Here is a 22775-nt window from a genome sequence, read left to right on the forward strand (position 1 = left end):
GCTTATTATTTGGATAAGAAACGGTTTATATCATTTTTACATGCAATAAGCTCAGTATTGCGTTATAATAAAAAACAATCATGATTACTTATCAAATGAGGTATCCGTTTATGAAAATCGATGACTATAAATTACTGTTGAAACTGAATGAAATTGGCACTATCCGCGGTGCTGCCAAGGCGATCCTAATTTCCCAGCCTGCTGTAACCCAGCGCCTGAAATATATTGAGGAATATTTTGGCGAGCCGATCTTTATCCGTACGTCAAAAAATCTGGTGCTTACTCCTGCAGGCGAAATGATATTGGACCATGCCAATAAAATAATCACTGAAGAAAAGACGATCAAAAATGCCCTCGCCCAGTCGAGCGGCGAAGTACAGGGTTCTTTATCGATTGCTTGTTCATCGCTTGTCAGTCAGCGGTTTTTGCCTTCGATTCTGGGAGAATACACGAATGCATTTCCAAAAGTTACGATTGATCTGGTAACTGGCATCAGTGAAGATATTAAGCGGGAGCATAAAAATTATCATGTATGTATTATCCGGGGAGAAAAACTGAAGGAAACTGTTAGTGAACTGTTGTTTGAAGATCCATTATATATTTTCGATACAGAACCGTTTCCGTCAAACAAATTAAAGGAACGTCCGCTGATTTCATTCAAGAGCGATGACAGTATGCATGAACTAGTTGATAACTGGCTTTATCATCATCAGCAGCGAATAAAGCCGATTAAAATGCTGCGTGTCGACCAGATCGAAACGTGTAAGCAATTTATGGAACAAGGGCTTGGTATGGCTGTACTCCCAAAAAGTGTTTCCGAAACCATGATGGATGAATATCCGCACATTCCCCTGCAATTAGATGGCAACCCTGTTACCCGGGATACATGGGTTTGCTATCAGGAAGGCGTACGAAACCTACCCCAAGTCGATCAATTTTTGTCAGCCGTTTTAAATGAAAAATTCCTTTGAATGTTTAATACTTATACAAAAAAGGAAAACATGATATAAGAGATACTTAAAGAGGTGATAGCATATGAGTGACGTTATTTTTACATCTAAAGCTACTGCTAAAAACGGTCGTGATGGACGAGTGAAGTCAGATGACGGATTAATCGATCTGAAATTGGTCAATCCGGCAAATAATAAGGAGGACAAAGGCTCTAATCCAGAACAGCTTTTTGCGGCTGCATATTCTGCATGTTTTGACGGTGCCCTTAACCTGGTTGCATCAAAACAAAATAAAAAAATTAATTCGGTAACGACCGCAGAAGTTAGTTTTTTAAAGGATCCGGAAGATGGTGGTTTTAAGATAGCTGCCACCCTGAATATCCAGATTCAAGGGGTTAACCGGGAAGAAGCGGAAGAACTCACGCAGGAAGCACATCAGGCATGTCCATATTCGAAGGCGACCCGCGGTAATATTGATGTAACGCTAAACCCTAAAGCAGTTGAAGAGCCCAGCTAATACGGACTAAAAGACGGATGATCCTTGTAGAAAGGTCATCCGTCTTTTAACTTTTCTGCCGTATCTTTTTCGGGCGTTACAAATAATGTTTTCTGGTTGTCGTATGTGACATAACCGGGCTTTGTACCATTTGGCTTTTTCACATGTCTTATTGTCGTGTAATCCACAGGTACGGACGATGACTGGTGTGACTTACTGAAAAAGGCGGCCAGTTGTGCAGCTTCCAGTAATGTCTCCTCACTCGGATCTTTAGAACGTATGATGACGTGGGATCCTGGAATATCTTTCGTATGCAGCCAAATGTCATCGCGGTGTGCCAGTTTCATCGTCAAGTATTCATTCTGTTTATTATTTTTGCCGACTAAGATGACAGTGCCATCGGACGCCATAAATTTTTCCGGGCTCGGTTTTGCCGGTTTTTTCTTATTTTTTCCCTGCTTTTGTTTTTTCAGATATCCTTCTTCCCTCAGTTCATCCCGAATTTCATCTATGTCAGCTTCACGTGCTGTATCGATTTGCTGGAGTAGCTGTTCCAGATAGGTAATTTCACGATGGGCCTTGGCTATTTCGTTTTGAACTTTCTCTTTCGATGTTTTTAATTTTTGATACGTTTTGAAAAATGCTTGTGCATTTTCACTTGGTGTTTTATTCGGGTTTAGTTCGATGGTGATTTCGTTTTGTACGGGATCATAATAATCGATGACTTTTGCCGTCCTATCTCCTTGTTGGACCTGGTGCATGCTGGCTGTCAAAAGTTCACCGAGACGCTGATAGGTTACGGCGTTGTCCGCTTTTTGCAGCGTTTTTTCGTGTTTCTTCAGTTTGCGCGTATTCTTGTCTTTTTCATTCTTAATAAATTGATACAAATCCTTTGCCTGTTGTTGAACCCGATCACGTTCGGCTTTTCCGGAATAGAACGCATCAAGCATAGTGTTTGTATCAGCGAACGTTTTCGATTCCCCATTTGTATGTGTGATCGGCAGTACATGAAAATCTTCTTTGTCATTCCGGTAAATGCCCGGTGTGTAACTGTCATCTTTCATTAGTTCCTGGATGTTTTCAAACATTTCCTGATACGTTTTAATTGATCCAAGCTTGGCCCGGTGAACGATTTCGCTGGCAATGAAGGGGGAGAAGCCAACTAATGTCCGGACGATCTGCATGGTCATTTTTCCACTGTTAAAGTCGAGTTTGCGGATCAATGTTTCACTGTCTATCTGCAATGGATCCAGTTTGTTCTGACTTGGCGGTAGTTTATATTCATGAGCAGGCAAAATGGTCCTGTGCCGGTTTTGTGACATGGGAACATGTTTCAGACTGTCAAGAATATGCTCTTTTTCTCCGTCGACGAGCATCACATTGCTATGTTTGCCCATCAGTTCGATGATCAGTTTTTTAGTCGTTGCATCCCCGATTTCATTGTATGACTGGACATTAATCGTGACGATCCGTTCCATCCCGTATTGTTCAATTGAATCGATGACTGCCCCTGACAGATATTTCCGCAGCAGCATGCAAAACATCGGTGGTTCCTTTGGATTTTGATAGGAATCTTCTGTTAAGTGCATGCGTGCATACACTGGATGTATAGATAGCAGAAGTGAGTGATTCTGTCCCCGGCTGCGTATCGTGAAAACCAATTCTGTATCTGTCGGCTGATATATCTTGGCAATTTTTCCTGGTATAATTTTTTCATTCAGTTCGGATGTTACAGCGCGGGTAACAATTCCATCAAATGGCATACGATCACTTCTCCTTGTATTCTCCTAGGTATCGATGCTAGTGCAGGCGTTGTCACAGAACCAGGAAAGCTTCGGCAACGATAAATCGTACGAAGTGTTAATCCTTTTCGGGGATGAACTGTTTTTAGCCTGCTTTCCTTTTTCGTCCTCATTATAGCATTTTTTCGGACAAGTCTGCATAGGTATTGGTATATGGAATGACGTTCAAAAAGCTTTTCCTGCAGATAGGATAGTTTTATACTTTCCGATCTGCATAATGTAACGAAGCTTTCGCCACAAGACTGGTGATAAGCCAAGTTTTCTAAGGAATCTGGAGGGAATGCAGGATGAAATGGTATCAGATGGACGCAGATGTAGTCGAGCAAAAATTACATGTAACGACAAAACATGGCCTGACAGATAGACAGGTTGAACAGCGCCGAAAACAGTATGGGCCAAACCGACTGGAAACGGAAAAAAACACATCGAAGTGGCTGATTTTTTTGAAACAATTCCAGGATTTTATGGTGCTAATTCTGTTGGCTGCAACGCTAATCGCCGGTATGCTGGGTGAATACGTAGATGCTATAGCTATTATGATTATTGTCCTGGTGAATGGTTTCCTTGGTTATTTCCAAGAACAAAAAGCAGAAAAATCACTTGCGAAATTAAAAGAAATGTCTGCACCGGTTGCCGTTGTGCTGCGCGATGGTACGTGGGAAAAAGTTCCATCAACAGAAGTGGTTGTAGGAGATGTCGTACGGATAAATAGTGGTGACCGGATTCCTGCAGATATCCGAATAACCCAAGCAAATAGTCTGGAAACCGAAGAATCGGCATTAACCGGAGAATCACTCCCGGTAATGAAACACGCGACAAGCATTTCGCAGGACAGGCTTGATGCCCAGGATCAAGTGAACATGGGGTTTATGAATACATTAGTCACACGCGGTTCCGGGACAGGAATTGTTGTCGGTACTGGTATGAATACTGTAATGGGGCAGATCGCCTCGTTAATGGTGAAAACGGAGAAAACAACCACCCCGCTTGAACATAAACTTGCCGAATTGGGAAAAATTTTAATTGCCGTTGCACTGCTTTTGACCGCTTTAGTTGTACTGGTCGGTGTATACCAGGGTCATCCGGTATACAATATGTTTCTTGCAGGCGTCTCGCTGGCAGTTGCTGCCATACCAGAGGGACTGCCAGCTATTGTAACCGTTGCTCTGTCACTTGGTGTTCAGCGTATGATCAAAAAGAAGGCCATCGTCAGGAAACTGTCGGCAGTCGAAACCTTGGGATGTGCCTCGGTTATTTGTTCGGACAAGACGGGAACAATGACCGAAAATCAGATGACAGTAAAAGAAGTGTTTCTGAATGGAAAGTTTTTATATGTAACCGGTGACGGCTATGATGTGAAGGGGAACGTGTTTTTAAATAAAAATAAGGTGGACAGGGATTTTCCCAATCTGGAACCGATGTTTTTGTATGGAATGCTGTGTAATCATGCATCTTTAATGGTCAAAAAAGGGAAGAATTATGTTGATGGAGATCCTACAGATGGAGCACTGCTTGTGGCAGCGCGAAAACTGGGGCTATCGCATCAGCTGCATGACAATTACCGTATTATTAAGGAACTGCCATTTGATTCCGATCGAAAGCGGATGAGCATGGTTGTGGAAGATGAAAATAAAATGCGTTTTTTGATTACAAAAGGGGCACCGGATGTTCTGTTGCCGCGCTCCAATTACGTTATGAAAGAACATGGCAGGAAACTGATGCGATCTGAGGATAAACAGGCGTTTGATCAGGCTATTGACAATATGGCGGACAAAGCATTGCGGACACTGGCGATAGCTATGAAACCTCTGGCAAAAGATGAATCATTGAATGCTGCAACTTTAGAAAAAGACTTATCACTCATAGGTTTATACGGGATGATGGATCCACCGAGAAAAGAAGTGAAAACAGCTATTGAGGAATCTCGTGATGCTGGCATCAAATCGGTTATGATAACCGGTGATCATGAAAAAACCGCCCGTGCAATCGCAACAGAGCTGAACCTCCTCCCTGAAAACGGAAGGGTATTGAATGGATACCAGTTGAATAATATGCCGATTGCAGAGCTTCGGGATATCATCGATCAAGTCTATGTTTTTGCCAGGGTAACACCTGAACATAAATTGAAAATTGTGAAGGCATTTCAGGAAGAAGGTCATATTGTAGCCATGACCGGTGATGGTGTGAACGATGCTCCGGCGATTAAAGCAAGTGATATCGGCATCAGTATGGGTGAAAGTGGAACAGATGTGACAAAAGAAGCCGCTTCACTCGTTTTAATGGATGATAATTTTGCGACTATTAAATCGGCTATTATTGAAGGTCGCAACATCTATGAAAATATCAGGAAATTTATCCGTTATTTACTGGCCTCCAATGTCGGTGAAATCTTGGTGATGCTGCTGGCGATGCTAATGGCTATGCCGCTGCCGCTTGTGCCGGTGCAAATATTGTGGGTGAATCTGGTGACAGACGGACTGCCTGCCATGGCGCTTGGGTTGGATAAGTCAGAAGAAGATGTCATGAAACGGGGGCCAAGGAATCCGAAAGAAGGTATTTTTGCCAGGGGGCTGGGGTTTAAAGTCGTCAGCCGCGGTATTCTGATTGGTGTTGTGGCACTAATTGCTTTTATGCTGGCATACGAGGGGAATCCGGATAACTTGATTTACGCCCAGACCATTGCATTTACGACATTGGTCATGGCACAGTTGATTCATGTATTTGACTGCCGGAGTGAACAGTCCATTTTCGCACGGAACCCGTTTGAAAATAAATACCTTGTTCTGGCAGTCCTGTCATCGGTTTTATTGCTTTTAGTTGTTATTTATTGGGAACCTTTACAACCTATATTTCATACGACAGCCTTAGGATTAAGGGATTGGATGCTGATTCTTATCTTTAGCTTTCTGCCAAGCGTTTTCTTCGGTTTTTCCAAAAAGTAAACCTGACTTGAGGCCCGACACAATGAAAACGTTCCACGCTAAAGACGAACACTACAGGGCAGGAAGTGCAGCATTTTACTTTGAACGAGTGACAATTGTTGAAAGAAAAGCACACACGGAACAATATTCATTGAACTTGCTGTCACCTTGAGAACACGATTCTAAGCTGCGGAAAAATGCGACACGCCTGGGAGAACAGCGCGAGCCGAAGATCCACTTTGCCAAGTGGTTTTCTTGGCAAAGTTAGCTGAGGCCGTGCCCCCGGAAAGGGCGTATTTTTCCGCAGCGACCATCATGCACTCACCAACAAAAGCATGGAAGCAAGCAAATCTAAGAGCAAGTTACTTCTCCGTTGATGGATCATGCGCAACAAATGTTCAACAATACCTCAAAAGATACATCCGAACTGTTCCCATCATAGTGGAATCATCGTTCGTATGTATCTTTGGCTAATATCCTTTTGTCTCAGCCTCTTTCATTTTCAGCTTAAGTTGCTATAATGAGGGGAGGCTGATTTAAATAGCCGTATTGGATCGGACACTTCATTGCAATTACTGTCTACAAATCTGGATAATGGGAACAAAAAGCCGAGAAAAACAAAGAATAAGCCCAAAACAAACAGTAAATGGTTGTATTTTGGCATATATTTACCCTATAATAGATGTACTATACATAGAATAATAGCAGACAGACTTTCTAAGGGGGAGCAATGTTGAGTTTACGATTAATTAATATTGGTTTCGGGAATGTTGTTTCAGCAAACAGGGTTATTTCGATTGTGTCACCGGAATCAGCTCCGATCAAGCGAATTATTACAGTAGCACGTGATAATAATAAATTAGTGGATGCCACTTATGGACGGCGGACACGTGCTGTTATCATTACGGACAGTGATCATGTTGTACTGTCAGCTGTCCAGCCGGAAACTGTCGGACAACGTGTGATCAGTCACGAGGAAGTTATAGATGAGAATAACTAGGAGGAGACGTTTTGATTGATGAAAATGGCATTTTATTCATTTTATCCGGGCCTTCAGGTGTCGGTAAGGGTACCGTCAGAAAGGAACTTTTCAACCGGGCAAATGACCTGGCCTATTCCATTTCCATGACCACCAGAGAAAAACGTCCTGGTGAAGCTGAAGGTGCTGATTATTTTTATAAAACCAATGAGGAATTTGAAAAACTGATAGAAGCCGGTCAGCTTTTGGAATACGCCCGTTTTGTCAATAATTATTATGGTACACCGCGAAAATATGTAGAAGACACATTACAGGACGGCAAGGACGTGTTTCTAGAAATAGAGGTACAGGGTGCTATGCAGGTGAAAGAGAATTTTCCGGAAGGGGTGTTCATCTTTTTATTCCCGCCCAGCCTGGAAGAATTGAAAAACCGGATTATCGAGAGGGGTACAGAATCACAGGAATTAGTGCTGAAGCGGCTGAAAGAAGCTCAGAACGAAATTGACATGATGGATGCCTATGATTATGTCGTTGTCAATGATGATGTGGATGCAGCCGTTACCAAAATTCAATCAATCATACAAAGTGAACATTGCAAGCGTGAGCGAATTGCAAAACAATATAAACAATTATTGAAGGAGGAATAATATGACGATGCTGGAACCGTCTATCGACGATCTACAGACAAAAATAAAATCCAAGTATACACTTGTCACAATAGCTTCCAAACGTGCTCGTCAAATCCGGGAAACGAATAAAGTGCTGGTTGAAAACCCGAAATCAAATAAGTATGTTGGGCAGGCACTCGAAGAAATTATGGCGGATAAACTGTTTGTAAAAGAAGATAGTAACTGATCCTGATGACCCTCGCTGTTTCTTCATTTGCGGGGGTTTACGTTTTGAAGAAAATGCTGTTATGTAAAGGAAGGGACGACCTATGAACCGGAATAAAAATATCCTGTTGGGTGTTACAGGTGGCATCGCTGCATATAAGGCGTGTGCGTTAACAAGCAAGTTAACCCAGCAAGGTGCAAATGTGCAAGTGATCATGACCGAAAATGCTGCAAAATTCGTATCCCCGCTGACATTTCAGGCTTTATCAAGGAACCCCGTTTATACCGATACGTTTGATGAAAAAGACCCGGCCAGCATCGCACATATTGACCTGGCTGACTGGGCTGATGTAACCGTACTGGCACCGGCCACGGCGAATATAATCGGAAAATTGGCGGGAGGCATTGCTGATGATATGCTTTCAACTGTATTGCTTGCCACACAGTCTGCTGTTTATATTGCACCTGCTATGAATGTACATATGTATGCACACCCAGCTGTAATGGATAATATGAAAAAGCTGGAATCCTGGGGGTACCATTTTATCGAACCAGGCGAGGGATATCTTGCATGCGGATATGTCGGCAAGGGGCGTTTGGAGGAACCGGAAAGCATTATTACCGCAATCGAACAGCATCAAGCAAAAAAAGCTTTATTTTCCGGAAAAAAAATGCTGGTTTCGGCAGGGCCTACACAGGAAAAGGTGGACCCAGTCCGGTTTTTTACGAATCGATCCTCAGGAAAAATGGGTTTCGCGCTGGCTGAAGCGGCGGCAAAATTGGGTGCAGAGGTCGTATTAGTTACCGGTCCGGTCAGTCTGGAGACGTCGAATAAACAAATTAAACGAATCGATGTCGTCACAGCTGAGGAAATGTATCAGACGATGCATGATCATTTCCCAGCAAGTGATATTGTGGTCAAAGCAGCTGCTGTTGCTGATTACCGACCGAAACAAGTTTATGAGGAAAAGCTGAAAAAACAGCCTGATGATTGGTATGTTGAGATGGAACGGACAAAAGATATCCTGCAATCACTCGGTGAAAAAAAAGAGCACCAGTTTTTGGCAGGGTTTGCGGCTGAAACAACCAACCCGATTGAATATGGCATGGCCAAATTAGATCAAAAAAATCTGGATGCGATCATCGTCAATAATGTAGCAGCTGATGGAGCCGGATTTGGCGGTGACACGAATATCGTCACGTATGTGAATAAATTTCAGCAAAAAAAAGAGATTTCACTGGCTTCTAAACAGGATATTGCTGATAAACTGCTATTATTAATTTCTCATGATATGAAGGATGAACCAAATTGAATATTGCAAAAGTGATTGTTGATGTCCCGGCCAGTTCTATCAATCAAACATTCGATTACCAGATACCGGAACGTTTTCAGGAAATGTTGAAGCCGGGAATGCGTGTCATGGTTCCATTTGGTCCCAGAAAAATAATGGGGTATGTTGTCGGGAGAACGAATGAGTCTTCTTTTGATCAACTAAAGGAAATCATCGACGTATTTGATTTAACGCCAATCCTGACGACGGAATTACTAGATCTAGGCAAATGGCTGGCAGAAGAGACGCTGAGTTTATATATCACCACTTTCCAGGCAATGCTCCCCCAGGTGCTGAAAGCCAATTATAAAAAAGAGCTGGAACGGTTAACATCCGCCTCTCTTTCAGATCAGCTTGAGGCATTTTTTGACCGCAGGGATGTTGTTCCTTACGAAGAGGTGGAGAATAGTGGAGTCAGTTTTTATCAGATCCAAAAGGCGATACAGGATGGCGATATAGCTGTTCATTATCTTGTCAAATCAAGGGTAACAAAAAAGCATGTTACATTTCTGAAACCTGCACGCGACATTCATTTGCTGGAGGAAGCACTCCGGGACATGCCAAACAGAGCCAGGAAACAACAGGAAATGCTTACTTTTTTTATTGATCACCCACAGGAGATTGAATTGAACAAGCTCATAAAAGAGTTTGGAACAACAAGATCTACTGTCAACGCGTTACTGAAAAAAGAATTGATTACCTCATTCAGGAAAGAGGTTTTCCGTAATCCGTATGATGATAGTGTGTTTGAACAGACAACTTCTTTGGAATTGACCGAACAACAGCGGGAAGCAATTGAACCGATCAAACAGCATATTCAGGAGAACCGGCATGATGTGTTCCTGATCCACGGTGTGACAGGCAGCGGGAAAACGGAAATCTACTTGCAGGCCATTCAAGACGTGATTGATAAAGGAAAAGAGGCAATTGTACTTGTTCCGGAAATTTCTCTAACCCCCCAAATGGTCAAACGGTTCAAGGGACGGTTTGGATCCAATGTAGCTGTATTACATAGTGCATTATCATACGGGGAAAAATACGATGAGTGGCGACGGATTCATCGTAAAGAGGTACAAGTTGTCGTCGGTGCCCGGTCAGCTGTCTTTGCTCCGTTTGAAAATCTTGGGATCATCATTATTGATGAGGAACACGAAAACAGCTATAAACAAGAGGACCAGCCACGCTATCATGCGCGTGATGTTGCCATCCACCGAGGAGAGTACCATCGATGTCCGGTCATCCTCGGCAGTGCCACACCGACGCTGGAGTCCTATGCCAGGGCACAAAAAGGCGTCTACAAACTGGCCACCTTGACGAAACGAACCAATGAAAAGGCAATGCCTGAGGTCAATATTGTTGATATGCGGGATGAACTGCATGCAGGTAATCGTTCGATGTTTTCACGGAATCTGAAGGAGAACATGGAACAACGGATTCGCCGCGGTGAACAAATTGTTCTCTTATTAAACAGGCGGGGCTATTCAACCTTTGTCATGTGCAGGGAATGCGGCTATGTTAAGGAATGTCCGCACTGTGATATTGCCCTTACATTCCACAAGCATCAAAATCAATTAAAATGCCATTATTGCTCGTATGAAGAATCAATGCCAATGTATTGCCCTTCCTGCAGCAGTGATTTAATCCGTTTTTTTGGAACTGGAACACAGCGAATAGAGGAAGCACTGACCCAGCTGATTCCTGAGGCAAGAGTGCTGAGAATGGATGTGGATACAACACGAAGGAAAGGAGCTCATGAAAAGCTGCTGAACCAGTTTGCCAACAAGGAAGCAGATATATTGCTGGGCACTCAAATGATCGCGAAAGGGCTTGATTTTGAAAATGTAACGCTTGTCGGTGTACTGACAGCTGATTCTATGCTCCACTTACCGGATTTCCGCTCATCGGAAAAAACATTTCAGCTTCTGACACAGGTGAGTGGACGGGCGGGAAGACATGATTTGCCAGGTGAAGTGATTGTCCAGACATATACACCGGAGCATTACAGTATAGAACTGGCAAGCCGCTACAATTATTTACGATTTTATCAACAGGAAATGCAAACACGGAAAAAATTTCAATATCCGCCATATGTATTTTTGACATTAATAACGGTATCCCATCAAAATCATGTAACGGCAGTACAAACGACACAGCAGATTGTCAAAAATCTATGGAAACATGTCCAGTCGGATACAGTCATTTTAGGACCAACGCCGTCACCGATACCTCGGATGAAAGATAGATTTCGCTATCAATGCATGATAAAATACAAGCACGAATCCGATCTGCAGAGATTAATCCAAAAAATGATCCATCAATTTGATGATGAGGTACGTAAAAATGATTTACAAATTACAGTGGACATGCAACCTTATCAGTTAATGTAGCCAATGTCGCTTTATATAGAAAGGAGCACCGGCGATGAAACGAATTGTTTTTATGGGTACACCAGATTTTGCTGTGCCAATCCTGGAAGCACTTATCCAGATGGAATATAACATTGATCTTGTCGTAACGCAGCCGGACCGTCCCAAAGGCAGGAAAAAAATCATCACACCGCCTCCTGTTAAAAAAATGGCTGTTAAACATGATATTCCTGTACTGCAGCCGGAAAAATTAAAAGACGAATATAAGAAAATTCTCGCCTATGAACCTGATATCATTGTAACAGCGGCCTATGGACAAATATTGCCGAAAGAATTGCTCGAAACGCCTGAATTCGGCTGCATTAATGTACATGCATCATTACTTCCTGAACTCAGAGGCGGCGCTCCGATCCATTATGCCATTTTACAGGGGAAACAGGAAACAGGAATCACGATCATGTATATGGTTGAGAAGCTTGATGCCGGTGATATTATCGCACAGCAGACCGTACCGATTACGCCCGGTGACCATGTCGGGACATTGCACGATAAATTATCCGAAACAGGTGCACGGCTATTAACGGGTACGTTGCCCAGATTGTTCGCCCGGGAAATAACGCCTGTCAGTCAGGATGAGAATCTTGCAACCTTCGCTTATAATATCAAGCGTGATCAGGAAAAAATAGACTGGCACAAGCCCCATGAAGTTATCTATAATCATATCAGGGGACTGCACCCTTGGCCGGTCGCATTTACAACGTATGACGGTGATGTCATAAAGATCTGGTGGGGTGAAAAGGATGACGCTGTCTATGAAGGAATCCCCGGTGAAATTGTTCACGTTACAGATAAAGAATCCTTTGTGGTCGTTTGCGGCAATCAAAAGGGAATCCGGGTTACGGAGATACAGCCTGCAGGGAAAAAACGCATGACTGTTAAACAATATTTGCAAGGGTCTCCCGATCGGATTAAAACAGGGGTTGTAATGGGTGATTAAATGCAAAATTTTCTAGTGAGGGAAACAATCGTTGATCTGCTCTTGCGTATTGAACAGGACAGCGGTTTCAGTCATTTACTGATAGATCATGAGATAAAATCCCGAAACATACCGCCCAAAGATGAGGCACTTATGACAGAGATCGTCTATGGCACTATCCAGCGCAAATTAACAGTGGATTACTATTTGAAGCCGTTTATCCATTCAGCAAAAAAATTGCAGCAATGGGTACGTATGCTGCTGCGGATGTCTGTTTATCAAATGAAATTTCTTGACAAGGTTCCGGATCATGCCATCATTCATGAAGCGGTTGAAATCGCTAAACACCGCGGTCATAAAGGGATCGCTTCATTTGTAAATGGTGTGCTTCGAAGCATGCAGCGAAGAGGCGTCCCGGACACAGCTGAGATTGAAGATGAGGCAGAGCGGCTTGCCATTGAAACCAGCCATCCGCAGTGGCTCGTTAAACGCTGGATAGATATGTATGGCTATGAAATGACGAGGGATATGTGCCATGCCAATCTTGAACGAAAACCGGCATCCATTCGTATTCAACCATTAAAGATCACCCGTGAAACAGCGATGGACGAGCTTCAGGAACTTGGATTTGAATTAAGGAAGTCCCATTTTTCGAATCAAGGCATTTTGATTGATCAAGGCAATATTTTACGGACAAGACTTTTTGAACAAGGTTATGTCACCATCCAGGATCAAAGCTCGATGCTGGTAACGGAAATGTTGAATGCCAAGCCTGGCATGACTGTCCTGGATGCCTGCAGTGCACCCGGCGGCAAAGTGACACACACCGCTGAAAAAATGCAAAATGAAGGCCTGATTGCTGCTTACGATCTTCATGCCAAAAAGGCAAAACAAATTCGCAAAAAAGCTGCGGAACTGGATTTAACGATAATCGATGCCAAACCTGGGGATGCCCGGAAATTGCAAGAACAGCATGAAAAGGAGAGCTTTGACCGCATATTGGTTGATGCCCCGTGTACAGGCTTTGGTGTGATCCGCGGAAAACCGGATATTAAATATCATAAGGAAAAAGAGGATATTGACCGGTTAGCCAGGATTCAGCTTGATATACTGGAACATGTTGCACCATTATTGAAAAAAGACGGACGATTGATATACAGTACCTGCACCGTCGATAGAGCGGAGAATAACGAAGTGGCAGAAAACTTTTTAGCACGCAACCCTGATTTTCATGTAGACCCAGACTTTTTTGAACAATTGCCGGCCATGATTCAAGATTCACCAGGATGTTCTGAAATCGGTTTGCAGTTATTTCCACAAACGTTTTCGACTGACGGGTTTTTTCTGACAAGGATCAAACGCGTGTAACCAGCTTTACACGTTAAAAAGCGGATGGTTTACCGTTGAGGGGTGAAAAAGATGAAAGCACATTTTCAGACAGACCAGGGACAAATCAGACATCACAATGAAGATGCCGGGGGAGTATTTTATAACGAGTCTGGCCAGCTGCTCGCAGTTATTGCCGATGGTATGGGCGGCCATCAGGCGGGAGATGTAGCCAGTCAGATAGCAACCTCCTTTATCCGGGATCAATGGGAGCAGACTGATGAGTTCGATCAACCTGAAGAAACAGAAGTATGGTTAAAAGAAAATATCCAGGAAATGAACCGTTCTATACTGGAGCATGCTCAGGATCATGAGGAGTGTGCAGGTATGGGGACAACTGTTGTTGCTGCTATTTGCACAGAAGCGTTTATTGCTGTCGGACATATCGGTGACAGCCGGTGTTATATTCTGAGCGAGGACGAGTTCAGGCAAATAACAGAGGACCACTCGCTGGTGAATGAGTTGGTTCGTTCCGGACAGATCAGTAAAGATGATGCCGAACAACATCCCCGCAAAAATGTTTTACTGAAGGCACTTGGAACAGAAGCGGATATAACCGCCGATGTCCAGTCAATCGAATGGAACTTCGAAAACCAGCTTCTGTTATGTTCTGATGGATTGACCAATAAGCTATCAGATGATGAACTCTTATCACTCATTCAAAAAGATCAAGATCTTGAAACAACGTGTAATGAGATGGTTGATTTTGCCAATGAACGGGGCGGCGAGGATAACATATCTCTTATTATTGTACATCATGATGGCGCTATGGAAGAGGGTGATGCATAATGTTGGATGGTCACCTGCTGAATGAGCGTTACAAGATAAAAGAAGCGATTGGTGGGGGTGGTATGGCCGATGTATATCTGGCAAAAGATACCATTCTCGATCGTGACGTGGCTATTAAGGTTTTGCGCATGGACTATGCCAATGATGAGGAGTTCATTGCCCGCTTTGACCGGGAGGCACAATCAGCAGCAAGTCTGGCCCATCCGAATATTGTCAACATTTATGATGTAGGGGAAGAAGACCGAATTTTATTTATGGCAATGGAGTATGTGGATGGGATGACCTTGAAAGAATACATACAACGTTATGCTCCGCTTGACGTACAGGAAGCACTTGACATCATGAAACAAATCGCATCAGCTATAGCTCATGCCCATGCCAACGACATTATTCACCGGGATATCAAACCACAAAACATTTTGATTGATACATATGGTCAGGTAAAAGTGACGGATTTTGGAATTGCAATGGCCTTAAGTGCGACGGCATTGACACAAACCAATTCCATCCTTGGATCTGTGCATTATTTATCCCCTGAACAGGCCCGCGGTGGTACAGCAACCAAAAATTCAGACATATATTCCCTCGGAATTGTTCTGTTTGAATTATTGACAGGTCGGCTTCCTTTTTCGGGTCAGTCACCTGTGTCAATCGCCCTAAAACACCTGCAGCATGATACACCGTCTGTAAAACGGTTTAACCCGGATATTCCGCAAAGTGTTGAAAATATAGTATTACAGGCAACTGCTAAGGATGCGTTTCACCGGTACGACACGGTATATGATATGGAAGATGATTTGGGAACAGCACTTGACCCAGGCAGGATGGACGAAGAAAAATTTATGCCGCCAGCCGAAGAGGGAGAAGAGACGAAAGCCATTCCGATTATAACCGACAACCAAGTACAGCAAAATACGAATAACGATACGATTGTCGGCCAGCCTGACGAGGATACGAAAACATATGCGAATGAAGAGAAAAGTAAGAATGAAAAGGGAACAAAAAAGGGTAAAAGTAAAAAGGGAGCGAAGACCGGTAAACAGAAACGCCGAAAAAAATGGCTGATCATACTTGGTTTCTTATTGATATTGCTGGCTGCATGTGTCGCCGCATTCTTTATAATGCAGCCCAAAGATGTTGATGTCCCTGACGTGAGCGACATGGAGTATGAGGAAGCAGTAGATGAATTACGCGCATTAAATTTGAATACCGAGCGGGAAGTAGAGAATTCCGACGATGTAGCGGAAAATATCGTAATCGGTACCGATCCGGAAGCTGGCAGTACTGTGAGCGAAGGGGATACGGTAACGTTGATTGTCAGTCAGGGAAAAGAGACAGTCGCATTTGAGGACTATGTTGGTGAAAACTTTGACCAAGTTAGACGCATATTGGAAAATAAAGGATTTGAGAATATTACCGCAGACGAGGAATATTCAAGCGAGTATAGCGCAGGTGAAATCATAGCACAGGTTTATCCTTCTCCTGGTACAGAGGTCATTCCAGATGAGACAGAAGTGATCTTTGACATCAGTATGGGACCTGCTCCCATTAGTTTGAACAATCTGGCAGGCATGAGTGAACAACAGGCTATTGATACGTTGGAAGCTCAAGGATTGAATGCGTCCATCAGAGAAGAAAGTTCAGAAAACACAACTGAAGGCAACGTTATTCGACAGGATCCCGAAGCCGGTACCGAATTGGAGGCAGGCGATACAGTCGATGTATATATTTCTACAGGACCTGAGGAAAAACCGCCAGTCAATTATGAGGAAACATTCACGGTTTCCCATAATCCGAGTGGGGAAGCAGAAGACTCAGATGAACCGATTGAACAGACTGTTTCCATTTATATCGGGGATAATAACCGTTCGATTTCGGAAGTATATGATGAATATACTATTACGGAGGATAGAGAGTTTACGATTACGCTAAACATAGCGCCAGGTAATGTTGCAAATTACAGGGTTATCCGTGATGATGAAGTGATTATCGATAAATCGATCCCATATGAAGAAGCGGCAGGTGAATAAATGGCTGAAGGCAGAATTACTAAAGCAGTAAGCGGATTTTATTATGTGCAATCAGGGGACAACGTGTTCCAGTGCCGGGGAAGGGGGGTATTCCGCAAACAAAACATTACCCCGCTTGTCGGTGATTTTGTGGAATTTGATGGTGATAATCCCGAGGAAGGATATATTCGTTCCATCAAGCCAAGAGAAAATCAACTGATTCGCCCACCGGTAGCGAATGTTGATCAGGCAATCATCGTCAGTTCTGCTGCCATGCCTGATTTTAACCCGCTATTGATGGACCGATTTCTTGTGATGATTGAATCGAAGGACATCGAACCGATTATATTCATTACGAAGAGCGATTTGATCAACCAAACAGAACTGAAATCCATTATTCGTTATCAAACGTTATATGAGCAAATCGGTTATAAGATCAAACTGATTTCCGTCCGACAACCAAAAGATTTAGAGGGGTTAAGCCATTATCTGTCTGATCAGGTATCTGTCATTGCCGGTCAGTCCGGTGTCGGCAAATCATCGTTATTGAATGGACTGAACCCGTCACTACAACTAAAAACGGATGATATTTCCACAAGTTTGGGCAGAGGAAAGCACACAACCAGACACGTCGAACTGGTAGAAGCAGGTGGAGGGCTGGTTGCGGACACTCCAGGATTCAGCACACTTGATTTTCAAGATATTACCGCTGATGAATTGGCCGATTGTTTTCCGGAGATCAGTGAGCGGCAGGGAGATTGCAAGTTTCGTGGCTGTTTTCATAACAAAGAACCGAAATGTGCTGTGAAACAAGCAGTAGAAGAAGGAGAAGTTGCTAAGATTCGCTATGAACATTATCTTCGTTTTTTAGACGAAATCAATTCAAGAAAGCCGAGGTATTGATATGACTAAAATCGCACCTTCCATTTTATCAGCAGATTTTTCCAGATTGGGTATTGAAATTCAGGATGTTGAAAGAGGTGGCGCAGATTATATACATGTTGATGTGATGGACGGCCATTTTGTTCCGAACATCACGATTGGCCCACTCATTGTCGAATCGATCAGACCACATACCGAGTTGCCATTGGATGTGCATTTGATGATAGAAAATCCCGACCATTATATTCCGGCCTTCGCTGAGGCGGGCGCATCATTCATCACGGTTCATCAGGAAACCTGCCCTCATCTGCACCGGACTATCCAGCTGATCAAGGATAACGGGGCCAAAGCCGGAGTGGTGATTAATCCGGCAACACCTGCAGAAATGATCAGGGATATTCTAAACGAAGTCGATCTTGTATTGCTCATGACCGTTAACCCGGGATTCGGCGGTCAAACATTTATCAGTGAAGTTGTTAAAAAAATAGAGCAGGTTGCTGAGTGGCGTGAGAAACGTCAATTATTATTTGAGATTGAAGTTGACGGCGGCATAAATGGTGACACAGCAAAACTATGTACAAATGCCGGTGCCGATGTCCTTGTTGCCGGAAGTGCTGTTTTTAAACAGGCCGACCGGAAGCAGGCAATCCGTGAAATTGTCCAGGCAGCAGGAAAGGCGGATTAATGCCTTGTCATATGTGGCCATAATGGGAAACGGACCGCAAGAACTCATTCCTGACCTTTCCCGCTACGAAGCTGTGATAGACGTTTGGATCGGTGCCGATCGGGGTTCCTTGACATTAGTGAAACATAACATGACGCCACACTATGCCGTGGGTGATTTTGATTCGCTGGATGAAGCAGAAAGAGAAACTGTACGAAATCGCGCAACAGTATTTGATCAGTATCCCTCTGAAAAGGATGAGACTGATCTCGAAATTGCGATCAAAACAGCATATGCTCTCAATCCTGAAAAAATTTATTTATTCGGCGTGACAGGCGGGCGTCTTGACCATGCCCTCATCAATATTCAGCTGCTTTATTCAATGATGGAACAAAATATTCAAGGGATCATCGCCGATCAACAAAACCAGCTTCAATTAACAGAACCGGGACAGCATGAAATCAGCCATGATTCACATTATCCAATGATTTCGTTTATTCCGTATACCAAGGTTGTGAAAAGGCTAACGCTCGAGGGTTTTTATTATCCACTGATCGATGAAATCATTTCTTGGGGTTCGACACGCTGTATTTCAAACAAGCTGATTTCAAATTTTGGTACTTTTTCGTACAAAGAAGGCATACTATTAGTAATAAAGAGTCGTGAAGCTTAGTCCATACGATTTTATTGAAAGCTTTGTTTGTAAACAGAGGAGGCGGGGAACTCATGAAATTTTATACTATTAAACTCCCAAGGTTTATCGGCGGATTTATCCGGGTTGTTGCAGGCGTTTTTAAAAAAGATAAATGAACATGATCAATCGGCTTTTGTCATTTAATTGACAGAAGCTTATTTTTTCAAAATATGAAAAAAAGCATCCTGAATACGGGATGCTTTTTTCGTTATTCGCGAATGCTCGTTATCTATACGCGCTGCACTTTGCCTGATTTCAGGGCACGAGCAGACACATAAACTTTTTTTGGTTTGCCGTCTACCATAATACGAACTTTTTGCACATTAGCTTTCCAGTTACGTTTATTTGCATTCATAGCGTGGGAACGATTATTTCCGCTGCGGGTTTGTCGTCCGGTCACGGTACATTTTCTGGCCATGGTAATCCCTCCTGTTAACACTTATATCCTATAATCACTTATTCAATTTATCATAAATGGACTGGTAATGCAATTGTTTCCGGGCAAATGCAAAGAAAAATAACTTGACACAACAATGTAAATCATTCATTGTAATAAGGGATTATCATCCAATGATTCAGTAATGCTTTTATTAAGTGTATGAGTATAGTAAAATGTTCTTATAATTCGGGTGTCAAAGGAGGATACTCATGTCCATAGAACTGAACACAAACGATGGTCAGGTGACGATCACAAATGAAGTAATATCCACAATTGCTGGTGGTGCAGCCGTTGAATGCTACGGGATTGTCGGAATGGCATCAAAAAGTCAAATAAGGGATGGAATTGCGGAAATTCTCAGGAGAGAGAACTTTTCAAAAGGTGTTATTGTCAGACAAGAAGAAAACCACCTCCATATTGATATGTATATCATTGTCAGTTACGGCACGAAAATATCGGAAGTTGCACATAACGTACAATCACAGGTGAAATACACGTTAAGTAAGTCATTAGGCCTTGAGATTGATTCGGTGAATATTTATATTCAAGGTGTCCGGGTAGCCAAGGACTAATCACAAATACCCGGTTTAATTGCTTTTGTCTATTGTTGTTATGAAGGAGGAAAGTATTGTGGCGTCAGAAAAATTAAATGGCACGATGTTTAGCCAAATGGTGCTGTCAGGTGCACATCATTTGAAAAACAATGCCGAAAAAATAGATGCATTAAACGTTTTCCCTGTTCCGGACGGGGATACCGGTACGAACATGAATTTATCGATCACGTCTGGAGCAGATGAAGTCAAAAAGCTGAGCAGTGACAATATTTCGGAAGTGGCGGGTGCTTTTTCAAAAGGATTACTGATGGGCGCACGAGGCAATTCCGGTGTCATATTATCCCAGCTTTTCCGTGGGTTTGCAAAAGGGATGGAAAAGAAAGAAACATTATCAGCCGAAGATTTGGCCAACGCATTTGACAGTGGCGTGAACACAGCTTATAAAGCGGTTATGAAGCCTGTTGAAGGCACCATTTTAACGGTTGCCAAAGATGCTGCAGAAACTGCGATCATTGAATCGGAGGCAGAGAATGATGTAACCGCTTTAATGGAAAGGGTTGTCAAGGAAGCAAAGGCTTCATTGAAGCGTACACCGGATCTTTTGCCTGTATTGAAGGAAGTAGGTGTAGTTGATTCAGGTGGACAAGGCCTTGTAACGATTTATGAAGGTTTTCTGGCGGCGCTGAAAGGTGAAGAGGTACCGGAACAGGATACAGACAAAATTGAAATGGAAGAAATGGTCAATGCCGAGCACCATAAGATTGCCCAGGATTTTATGGATACGTCGGAAATCGAATATGGCTATTGCACGGAATTCATGGTCAGATTTGAAGCAGACAAGCTAAAAGATCATCCATTTGATGAGGAAGCCTTCCGTCAAGAATTAAGCGAACATGGCGACTCACTGTTGGTAGTTTCAGATGATGATCTCGTTAAAGTTCACGTCCATGCGGAATACCCTGGTGAAGTCATGACGCTGGGGCAACGGTTTGGCAGCCTTACCAACATGAAAATTGAAAACATGCGTGATCAGCATACAGCGATTGTCGGAGAAAATGATAACAAGGAAGCATCAAAAGAAAAAGCTGATTACGCGATTGTGACAGTAGCAATGGGTGGTGGCATAAAGGAATTGTTTGAAAGCCTGGGGGCAACGGTTGTTATTGAAGGCGGACAGACGATGAACCCAAGCACACAGGACATTGCCGAAGCTATCAAGGAAGCGAATGCAAATAATGTACTGATCCTGCCGAACAATAAAAATATTGTCATGGCAGCAGAACAGGCGGCAAAGCTGGCTGAAGTAAGTACGGCAGTTGTCCCGACTAAAACAATTCCACAAGGGATCGGTGCACTGCTGGCATTTCATCCGGCGGCAGCAATTGACGCGAACCGTGAAGCAATGGAAGCTGCAGGCAAAGAGGTCAAAACCGGACAAGTTACATATGCGGTCCGTGATACACAAATTAATGGCATGACCATCGAAAAAGATCAATTTATGGGCATAGCCGATGGAAAAATCAAATCTTCAAATAAAGATTTACTGGAAACTGTTAAATCACTGCTCAATGACATGATTGTCGAGGACGATGAGATTCTTACCATTTTACAGGGCGAAAGTGCCAGTGATGAGGATGTGAAAGCCATTGAGCAATATGTGGAAGAAAAATTTGAAGACGTTGAAATAGAAGTTCATAAAGGTAATCAGCCGATTTATTCGTTTATTTTTTCAGTGGAATAAAGTTAAAAAATAAGGCTGAGACACATTAAAACGTTTCACGCTAAAGGCGACGATTACAGGGCAGGAAGTGCAGCATTTTACTTTGAACGAGTGACAATTGTTGAAAGAAAAGCACGCACGGAACAATATTCATTGAACTTGCAGTCACCTTGAGAACACGATTCTAAGCTGCGGAAAAATGCGACACGCCTGGGGGAACAGCGCGAGCCGAAGATCCACTTTGCCAAGTGGTTTTCTTGGCAAAGTTAGCTGAGGCCGTGCCCCCAGAAAGGGCGTATTTTTCCGAAGCGACCATCATGCACTCACCAACAAAAGCATGGAAGCAAGCAAATCTAAGAGCAAGTGACTTCTTCGTTGATGGATCATTCGCAACCAATTTTCAAACATACCTCAAAAGATAAATCCGAACCGTTTGAACTGCCCCCTGTTAAGTAGACAGTGGAAATAATAAAAAGGATTTACGCGGCCTTCTTCCCTATACTCCATAGGACTGAGGCCGTTTAATCTTTGTTGGTATCGCTCAAAATTATAGAAATGGATGTATTCCTCAATTGCTTGAACTAATTGCTTATATGTTTGATACTCGTTCTGATGCAAATAATACTTCTCACATTTTAATGTTCCCCAAAACGATTCTATTGGTCATTATCAATGCATCTTCCTACTCTCGACATACTGTGTTTCATATGGGTTACCGCTGTTTTTTAGGTAATCCTTCTCATTGTCTAAGGCTGCTTGCACAATTTCTATATGTTCCTACCACGTTGTTTTTCTCCCTTTGTTCATAGCGTTTCTCCTTCCTCCCGATCCTTGTATTTCTTTATGACCATTATAATCTCTTATCCACTTTCGCAAAACAGATGTACTGGATATGCCGTATTTTTCGATCACATCTTTAAGTGAGTAGTGTTTGGATAGATAATCAGAAATAGCTGCCAACTTCACTTTTTTGTATACACTTTC

The 22775-nt window shown here is 42.9% G+C and carries 22 protein-coding genes and 1 pseudogene; 19 read left to right on the plus strand and 4 right to left on the minus strand.

The genetic code is table 11. The annotated features are described in order from the left end of the window. Positions 1 to 110 precede the first annotated feature (110 nt). Both BM195_RS11915 and BM195_RS11920 read left to right on the plus strand, forming a co-directional pair. On the plus strand, positions 111 to 971 hold the full coding sequence (locus tag BM195_RS11915) for a LysR family transcriptional regulator (RefSeq protein WP_090238382.1): 861 nt from the start codon (positions 111 to 113) through the stop codon (positions 969 to 971). Between the two features lie 64 nt (positions 972 to 1035). Beyond that, on the plus strand, positions 1036 to 1467 hold the full coding sequence (locus tag BM195_RS11920) for an organic hydroperoxide resistance protein (protein ID WP_090238385.1): 432 nt from the start codon (positions 1036 to 1038) through the stop codon (positions 1465 to 1467). Between the two features lie 35 nt (positions 1468 to 1502). Here BM195_RS11920 and BM195_RS11925 read toward each other — a convergent pair whose 3' ends face one another. Further along, entirely contained in the window at positions 1503 to 3209 is a 1707-nt protein-coding gene (locus BM195_RS11925) for an Rqc2 family fibronectin-binding protein (RefSeq protein ID WP_090238388.1), read from the minus strand. A 326-nt stretch (positions 3210 to 3535) separates the two neighbouring features. Here BM195_RS11925 and BM195_RS11930 point away from each other — a divergent pair, with 326 nt between their 5' ends. The 15 genes from BM195_RS11930 (at position 3536) to spoVM (ending at position 19194) form a co-directional block, all read left to right on the plus strand. Beyond that, entirely contained in the window at positions 3536 to 6190 is a 2655-nt protein-coding gene (locus tag BM195_RS11930; RefSeq protein WP_090238391.1) for a cation-translocating P-type ATPase, read from the plus strand. Positions 6191 to 6212: 22 nt separating this feature from the next. Next, complete coding sequence (locus tag BM195_RS18870) at positions 6213 to 6341, plus strand: hypothetical protein (RefSeq protein ID WP_280141265.1); 129 nt, start codon at positions 6213 to 6215, stop codon at positions 6339 to 6341. Positions 6342 to 6902: 561 nt separating this feature from the next. Continuing rightward, a complete protein-coding gene (gene remA / locus BM195_RS11935) occupies positions 6903 to 7169 on the plus strand; it encodes an extracellular matrix/biofilm regulator RemA (protein WP_010530483.1) in 267 nt (88 codons plus the stop codon). Between the two features lie 11 nt (positions 7170 to 7180). Next, a complete protein-coding gene (gene gmk, locus BM195_RS11940) occupies positions 7181 to 7795 on the plus strand; it encodes a guanylate kinase (RefSeq protein ID WP_090238393.1) in 615 nt (204 codons plus the stop codon). Between the two features lie 7 nt (positions 7796 to 7802). Continuing rightward, complete coding sequence (gene rpoZ, locus BM195_RS11945) at positions 7803 to 8003, plus strand: DNA-directed RNA polymerase subunit omega (RefSeq protein WP_090238628.1); 201 nt, start codon at positions 7803 to 7805, stop codon at positions 8001 to 8003. An 82-nt stretch (positions 8004 to 8085) separates the two neighbouring features. Then, positions 8086 to 9294, plus strand: coding sequence for a bifunctional phosphopantothenoylcysteine decarboxylase/phosphopantothenate--cysteine ligase CoaBC (coaBC, locus tag BM195_RS11950; RefSeq protein ID WP_090238396.1), 1209 nt, complete (start codon positions 8086 to 8088; stop codon positions 9292 to 9294). Continuing rightward, entirely contained in the window at positions 9291 to 11699 is a 2409-nt protein-coding gene (gene priA / locus BM195_RS11955) for a primosomal protein N' (RefSeq protein WP_090238399.1), read from the plus strand. The genes coaBC and priA overlap by 4 nt, the downstream gene beginning before the upstream one ends. A 34-nt stretch (positions 11700 to 11733) precedes the next feature. Beyond that, positions 11734 to 12675: a methionyl-tRNA formyltransferase gene (gene fmt, locus BM195_RS11960; protein WP_090238402.1), complete on the plus strand. Its 942-nt coding sequence runs from the start codon at positions 11734 to 11736 to the stop codon at positions 12673 to 12675. Further along, positions 12676 to 14022, plus strand: a complete 1347-nt coding sequence (gene rsmB, locus BM195_RS11965; RefSeq protein WP_090238405.1) for a 16S rRNA (cytosine(967)-C(5))-methyltransferase RsmB — start codon at positions 12676 to 12678, stop codon at positions 14020 to 14022. Positions 14023 to 14073: 51 nt separating this feature from the next. Continuing rightward, positions 14074 to 14829 (plus strand): Stp1/IreP family PP2C-type Ser/Thr phosphatase, encoded by a 756-nt coding sequence (locus BM195_RS11970; RefSeq protein ID WP_090238407.1) that lies wholly within the window; start codon positions 14074 to 14076, stop codon positions 14827 to 14829. Beyond that, entirely contained in the window at positions 14829 to 16859 is a 2031-nt protein-coding gene (gene pknB, locus BM195_RS11975; protein WP_090238410.1) for a Stk1 family PASTA domain-containing Ser/Thr kinase, read from the plus strand. Before BM195_RS11970 ends, pknB begins: the two co-directional genes overlap by 1 nt. Then, positions 16860 to 17741, plus strand: coding sequence for a ribosome small subunit-dependent GTPase A (rsgA, locus tag BM195_RS11980; RefSeq protein ID WP_090238413.1), 882 nt, complete (start codon positions 16860 to 16862; stop codon positions 17739 to 17741). It begins immediately after the preceding gene. Position 17742: 1 nt separating this feature from the next. Next, positions 17743 to 18405, plus strand: a complete 663-nt coding sequence (gene rpe, locus BM195_RS11985) for a ribulose-phosphate 3-epimerase (RefSeq protein ID WP_090238416.1) — start codon at positions 17743 to 17745, stop codon at positions 18403 to 18405. Then, complete coding sequence (locus BM195_RS11990) at positions 18371 to 19057, plus strand: thiamine diphosphokinase (RefSeq protein WP_342028038.1); 687 nt, start codon at positions 18371 to 18373, stop codon at positions 19055 to 19057. Before rpe ends, BM195_RS11990 begins: the two co-directional genes overlap by 35 nt. Before the next feature lie 53 nt (positions 19058 to 19110). Further along, positions 19111 to 19194, plus strand: a complete 84-nt coding sequence (spoVM, locus tag BM195_RS11995; protein ID WP_090238423.1) for a stage V sporulation protein SpoVM — start codon at positions 19111 to 19113, stop codon at positions 19192 to 19194. Positions 19195 to 19307: 113 nt separating this feature from the next. Here spoVM and rpmB read toward each other — a convergent pair whose 3' ends face one another. Further along, a complete protein-coding gene (gene rpmB, locus BM195_RS12000; RefSeq protein WP_090238426.1) occupies positions 19308 to 19496 on the minus strand; it encodes a 50S ribosomal protein L28 in 189 nt (62 codons plus the stop codon). A 230-nt stretch (positions 19497 to 19726) separates the two neighbouring features. On the opposite strand from rpmB, the gene BM195_RS12005 reads away from it, so the two are divergent. Both BM195_RS12005 and BM195_RS12010 read left to right on the plus strand, forming a co-directional pair. Continuing rightward, on the plus strand, positions 19727 to 20089 hold the full coding sequence (locus tag BM195_RS12005) for an Asp23/Gls24 family envelope stress response protein (protein WP_090238429.1): 363 nt from the start codon (positions 19727 to 19729) through the stop codon (positions 20087 to 20089). A 58-nt stretch (positions 20090 to 20147) separates the two neighbouring features. Next, the gene (locus BM195_RS12010; protein WP_090238432.1) at positions 20148 to 21812 is read left to right on the plus strand and encodes a DAK2 domain-containing protein; all 1665 of its coding nucleotides are present in this window, start codon (positions 20148 to 20150) and stop codon (positions 21810 to 21812) included. Between the two features lie 468 nt (positions 21813 to 22280). Here BM195_RS12010 and BM195_RS19180 read toward each other — a convergent pair. Beyond that, a pseudogene (locus BM195_RS19180) lies at positions 22281 to 22498 on the minus strand (IS3 family transposase); the annotation flags it as partial. Positions 22499 to 22568: 70 nt separating this feature from the next. After that, a complete protein-coding gene (locus BM195_RS19185; protein WP_090238438.1) occupies positions 22569 to 22757 on the minus strand; it encodes a helix-turn-helix domain-containing protein in 189 nt (62 codons plus the stop codon). Positions 22758 to 22775 lie beyond the last annotated feature (18 nt).

Origin of the sequence: Lentibacillus halodurans (assembly GCF_900112045.1) — a bacterium.
Taxonomy (GTDB): domain Bacteria; phylum Bacillota; class Bacilli; order Bacillales; family Amphibacillaceae; genus Lentibacillus; species Lentibacillus halodurans.

Bases quoted from the DNA above. Each gene is read 5' to 3' on its own strand.
- pknB (WP_090238410.1), top strand. From the start codon at position 14,829: ATGTTGGATGGTCACCTGCTGAATGAGCGTTACAAGATAAAAGAAGCG.
- rpoZ (WP_090238628.1), top strand. From the start codon at position 7,803: ATGCTGGAACCGTCTATCGACGATCTACAGACAAAAATAAAATCCAAG.
- fmt (WP_090238402.1), top strand. From the start codon at position 11,734: ATGAAACGAATTGTTTTTATGGGTACACCAGATTTTGCTGTGCCAATC.
- rsmB (WP_090238405.1), top strand. From the start codon at position 12,676: ATGCAAAATTTTCTAGTGAGGGAAACAATCGTTGATCTGCTCTTGCGT.
- rpe (WP_090238416.1), top strand. From the start codon at position 17,743: ATGACTAAAATCGCACCTTCCATTTTATCAGCAGATTTTTCCAGATTG.
- rsgA (WP_090238413.1), top strand. From the start codon at position 16,860: ATGGCTGAAGGCAGAATTACTAAAGCAGTAAGCGGATTTTATTATGTG.
- BM195_RS11920 (WP_090238385.1), top strand. From the start codon at position 1,036: ATGAGTGACGTTATTTTTACATCTAAAGCTACTGCTAAAAACGGTCGT.
- rpmB (WP_090238426.1), bottom strand. From the start codon at position 19,496: ATGGCCAGAAAATGTACCGTGACCGGACGACAAACCCGCAGCGGAAAT.
- BM195_RS11925 (WP_090238388.1), bottom strand. From the start codon at position 3,209: ATGCCATTTGATGGAATTGTTACCCGCGCTGTAACATCCGAACTGAAT.
- spoVM (WP_090238423.1), top strand. From the start codon at position 19,111: ATGAAATTTTATACTATTAAACTCCCAAGGTTTATCGGCGGATTTATC.
- BM195_RS11970 (WP_090238407.1), top strand. From the start codon at position 14,074: ATGAAAGCACATTTTCAGACAGACCAGGGACAAATCAGACATCACAAT.
- BM195_RS18870 (WP_280141265.1), top strand. From the start codon at position 6,213: ATGAAAACGTTCCACGCTAAAGACGAACACTACAGGGCAGGAAGTGCA.
- coaBC (WP_090238396.1), top strand. From the start codon at position 8,086: ATGAACCGGAATAAAAATATCCTGTTGGGTGTTACAGGTGGCATCGCT.
- BM195_RS11930 (WP_090238391.1), top strand. From the start codon at position 3,536: ATGAAATGGTATCAGATGGACGCAGATGTAGTCGAGCAAAAATTACAT.
- BM195_RS12005 (WP_090238429.1), top strand. From the start codon at position 19,727: ATGTCCATAGAACTGAACACAAACGATGGTCAGGTGACGATCACAAAT.
- BM195_RS11915 (WP_090238382.1), top strand. From the start codon at position 111: ATGAAAATCGATGACTATAAATTACTGTTGAAACTGAATGAAATTGGC.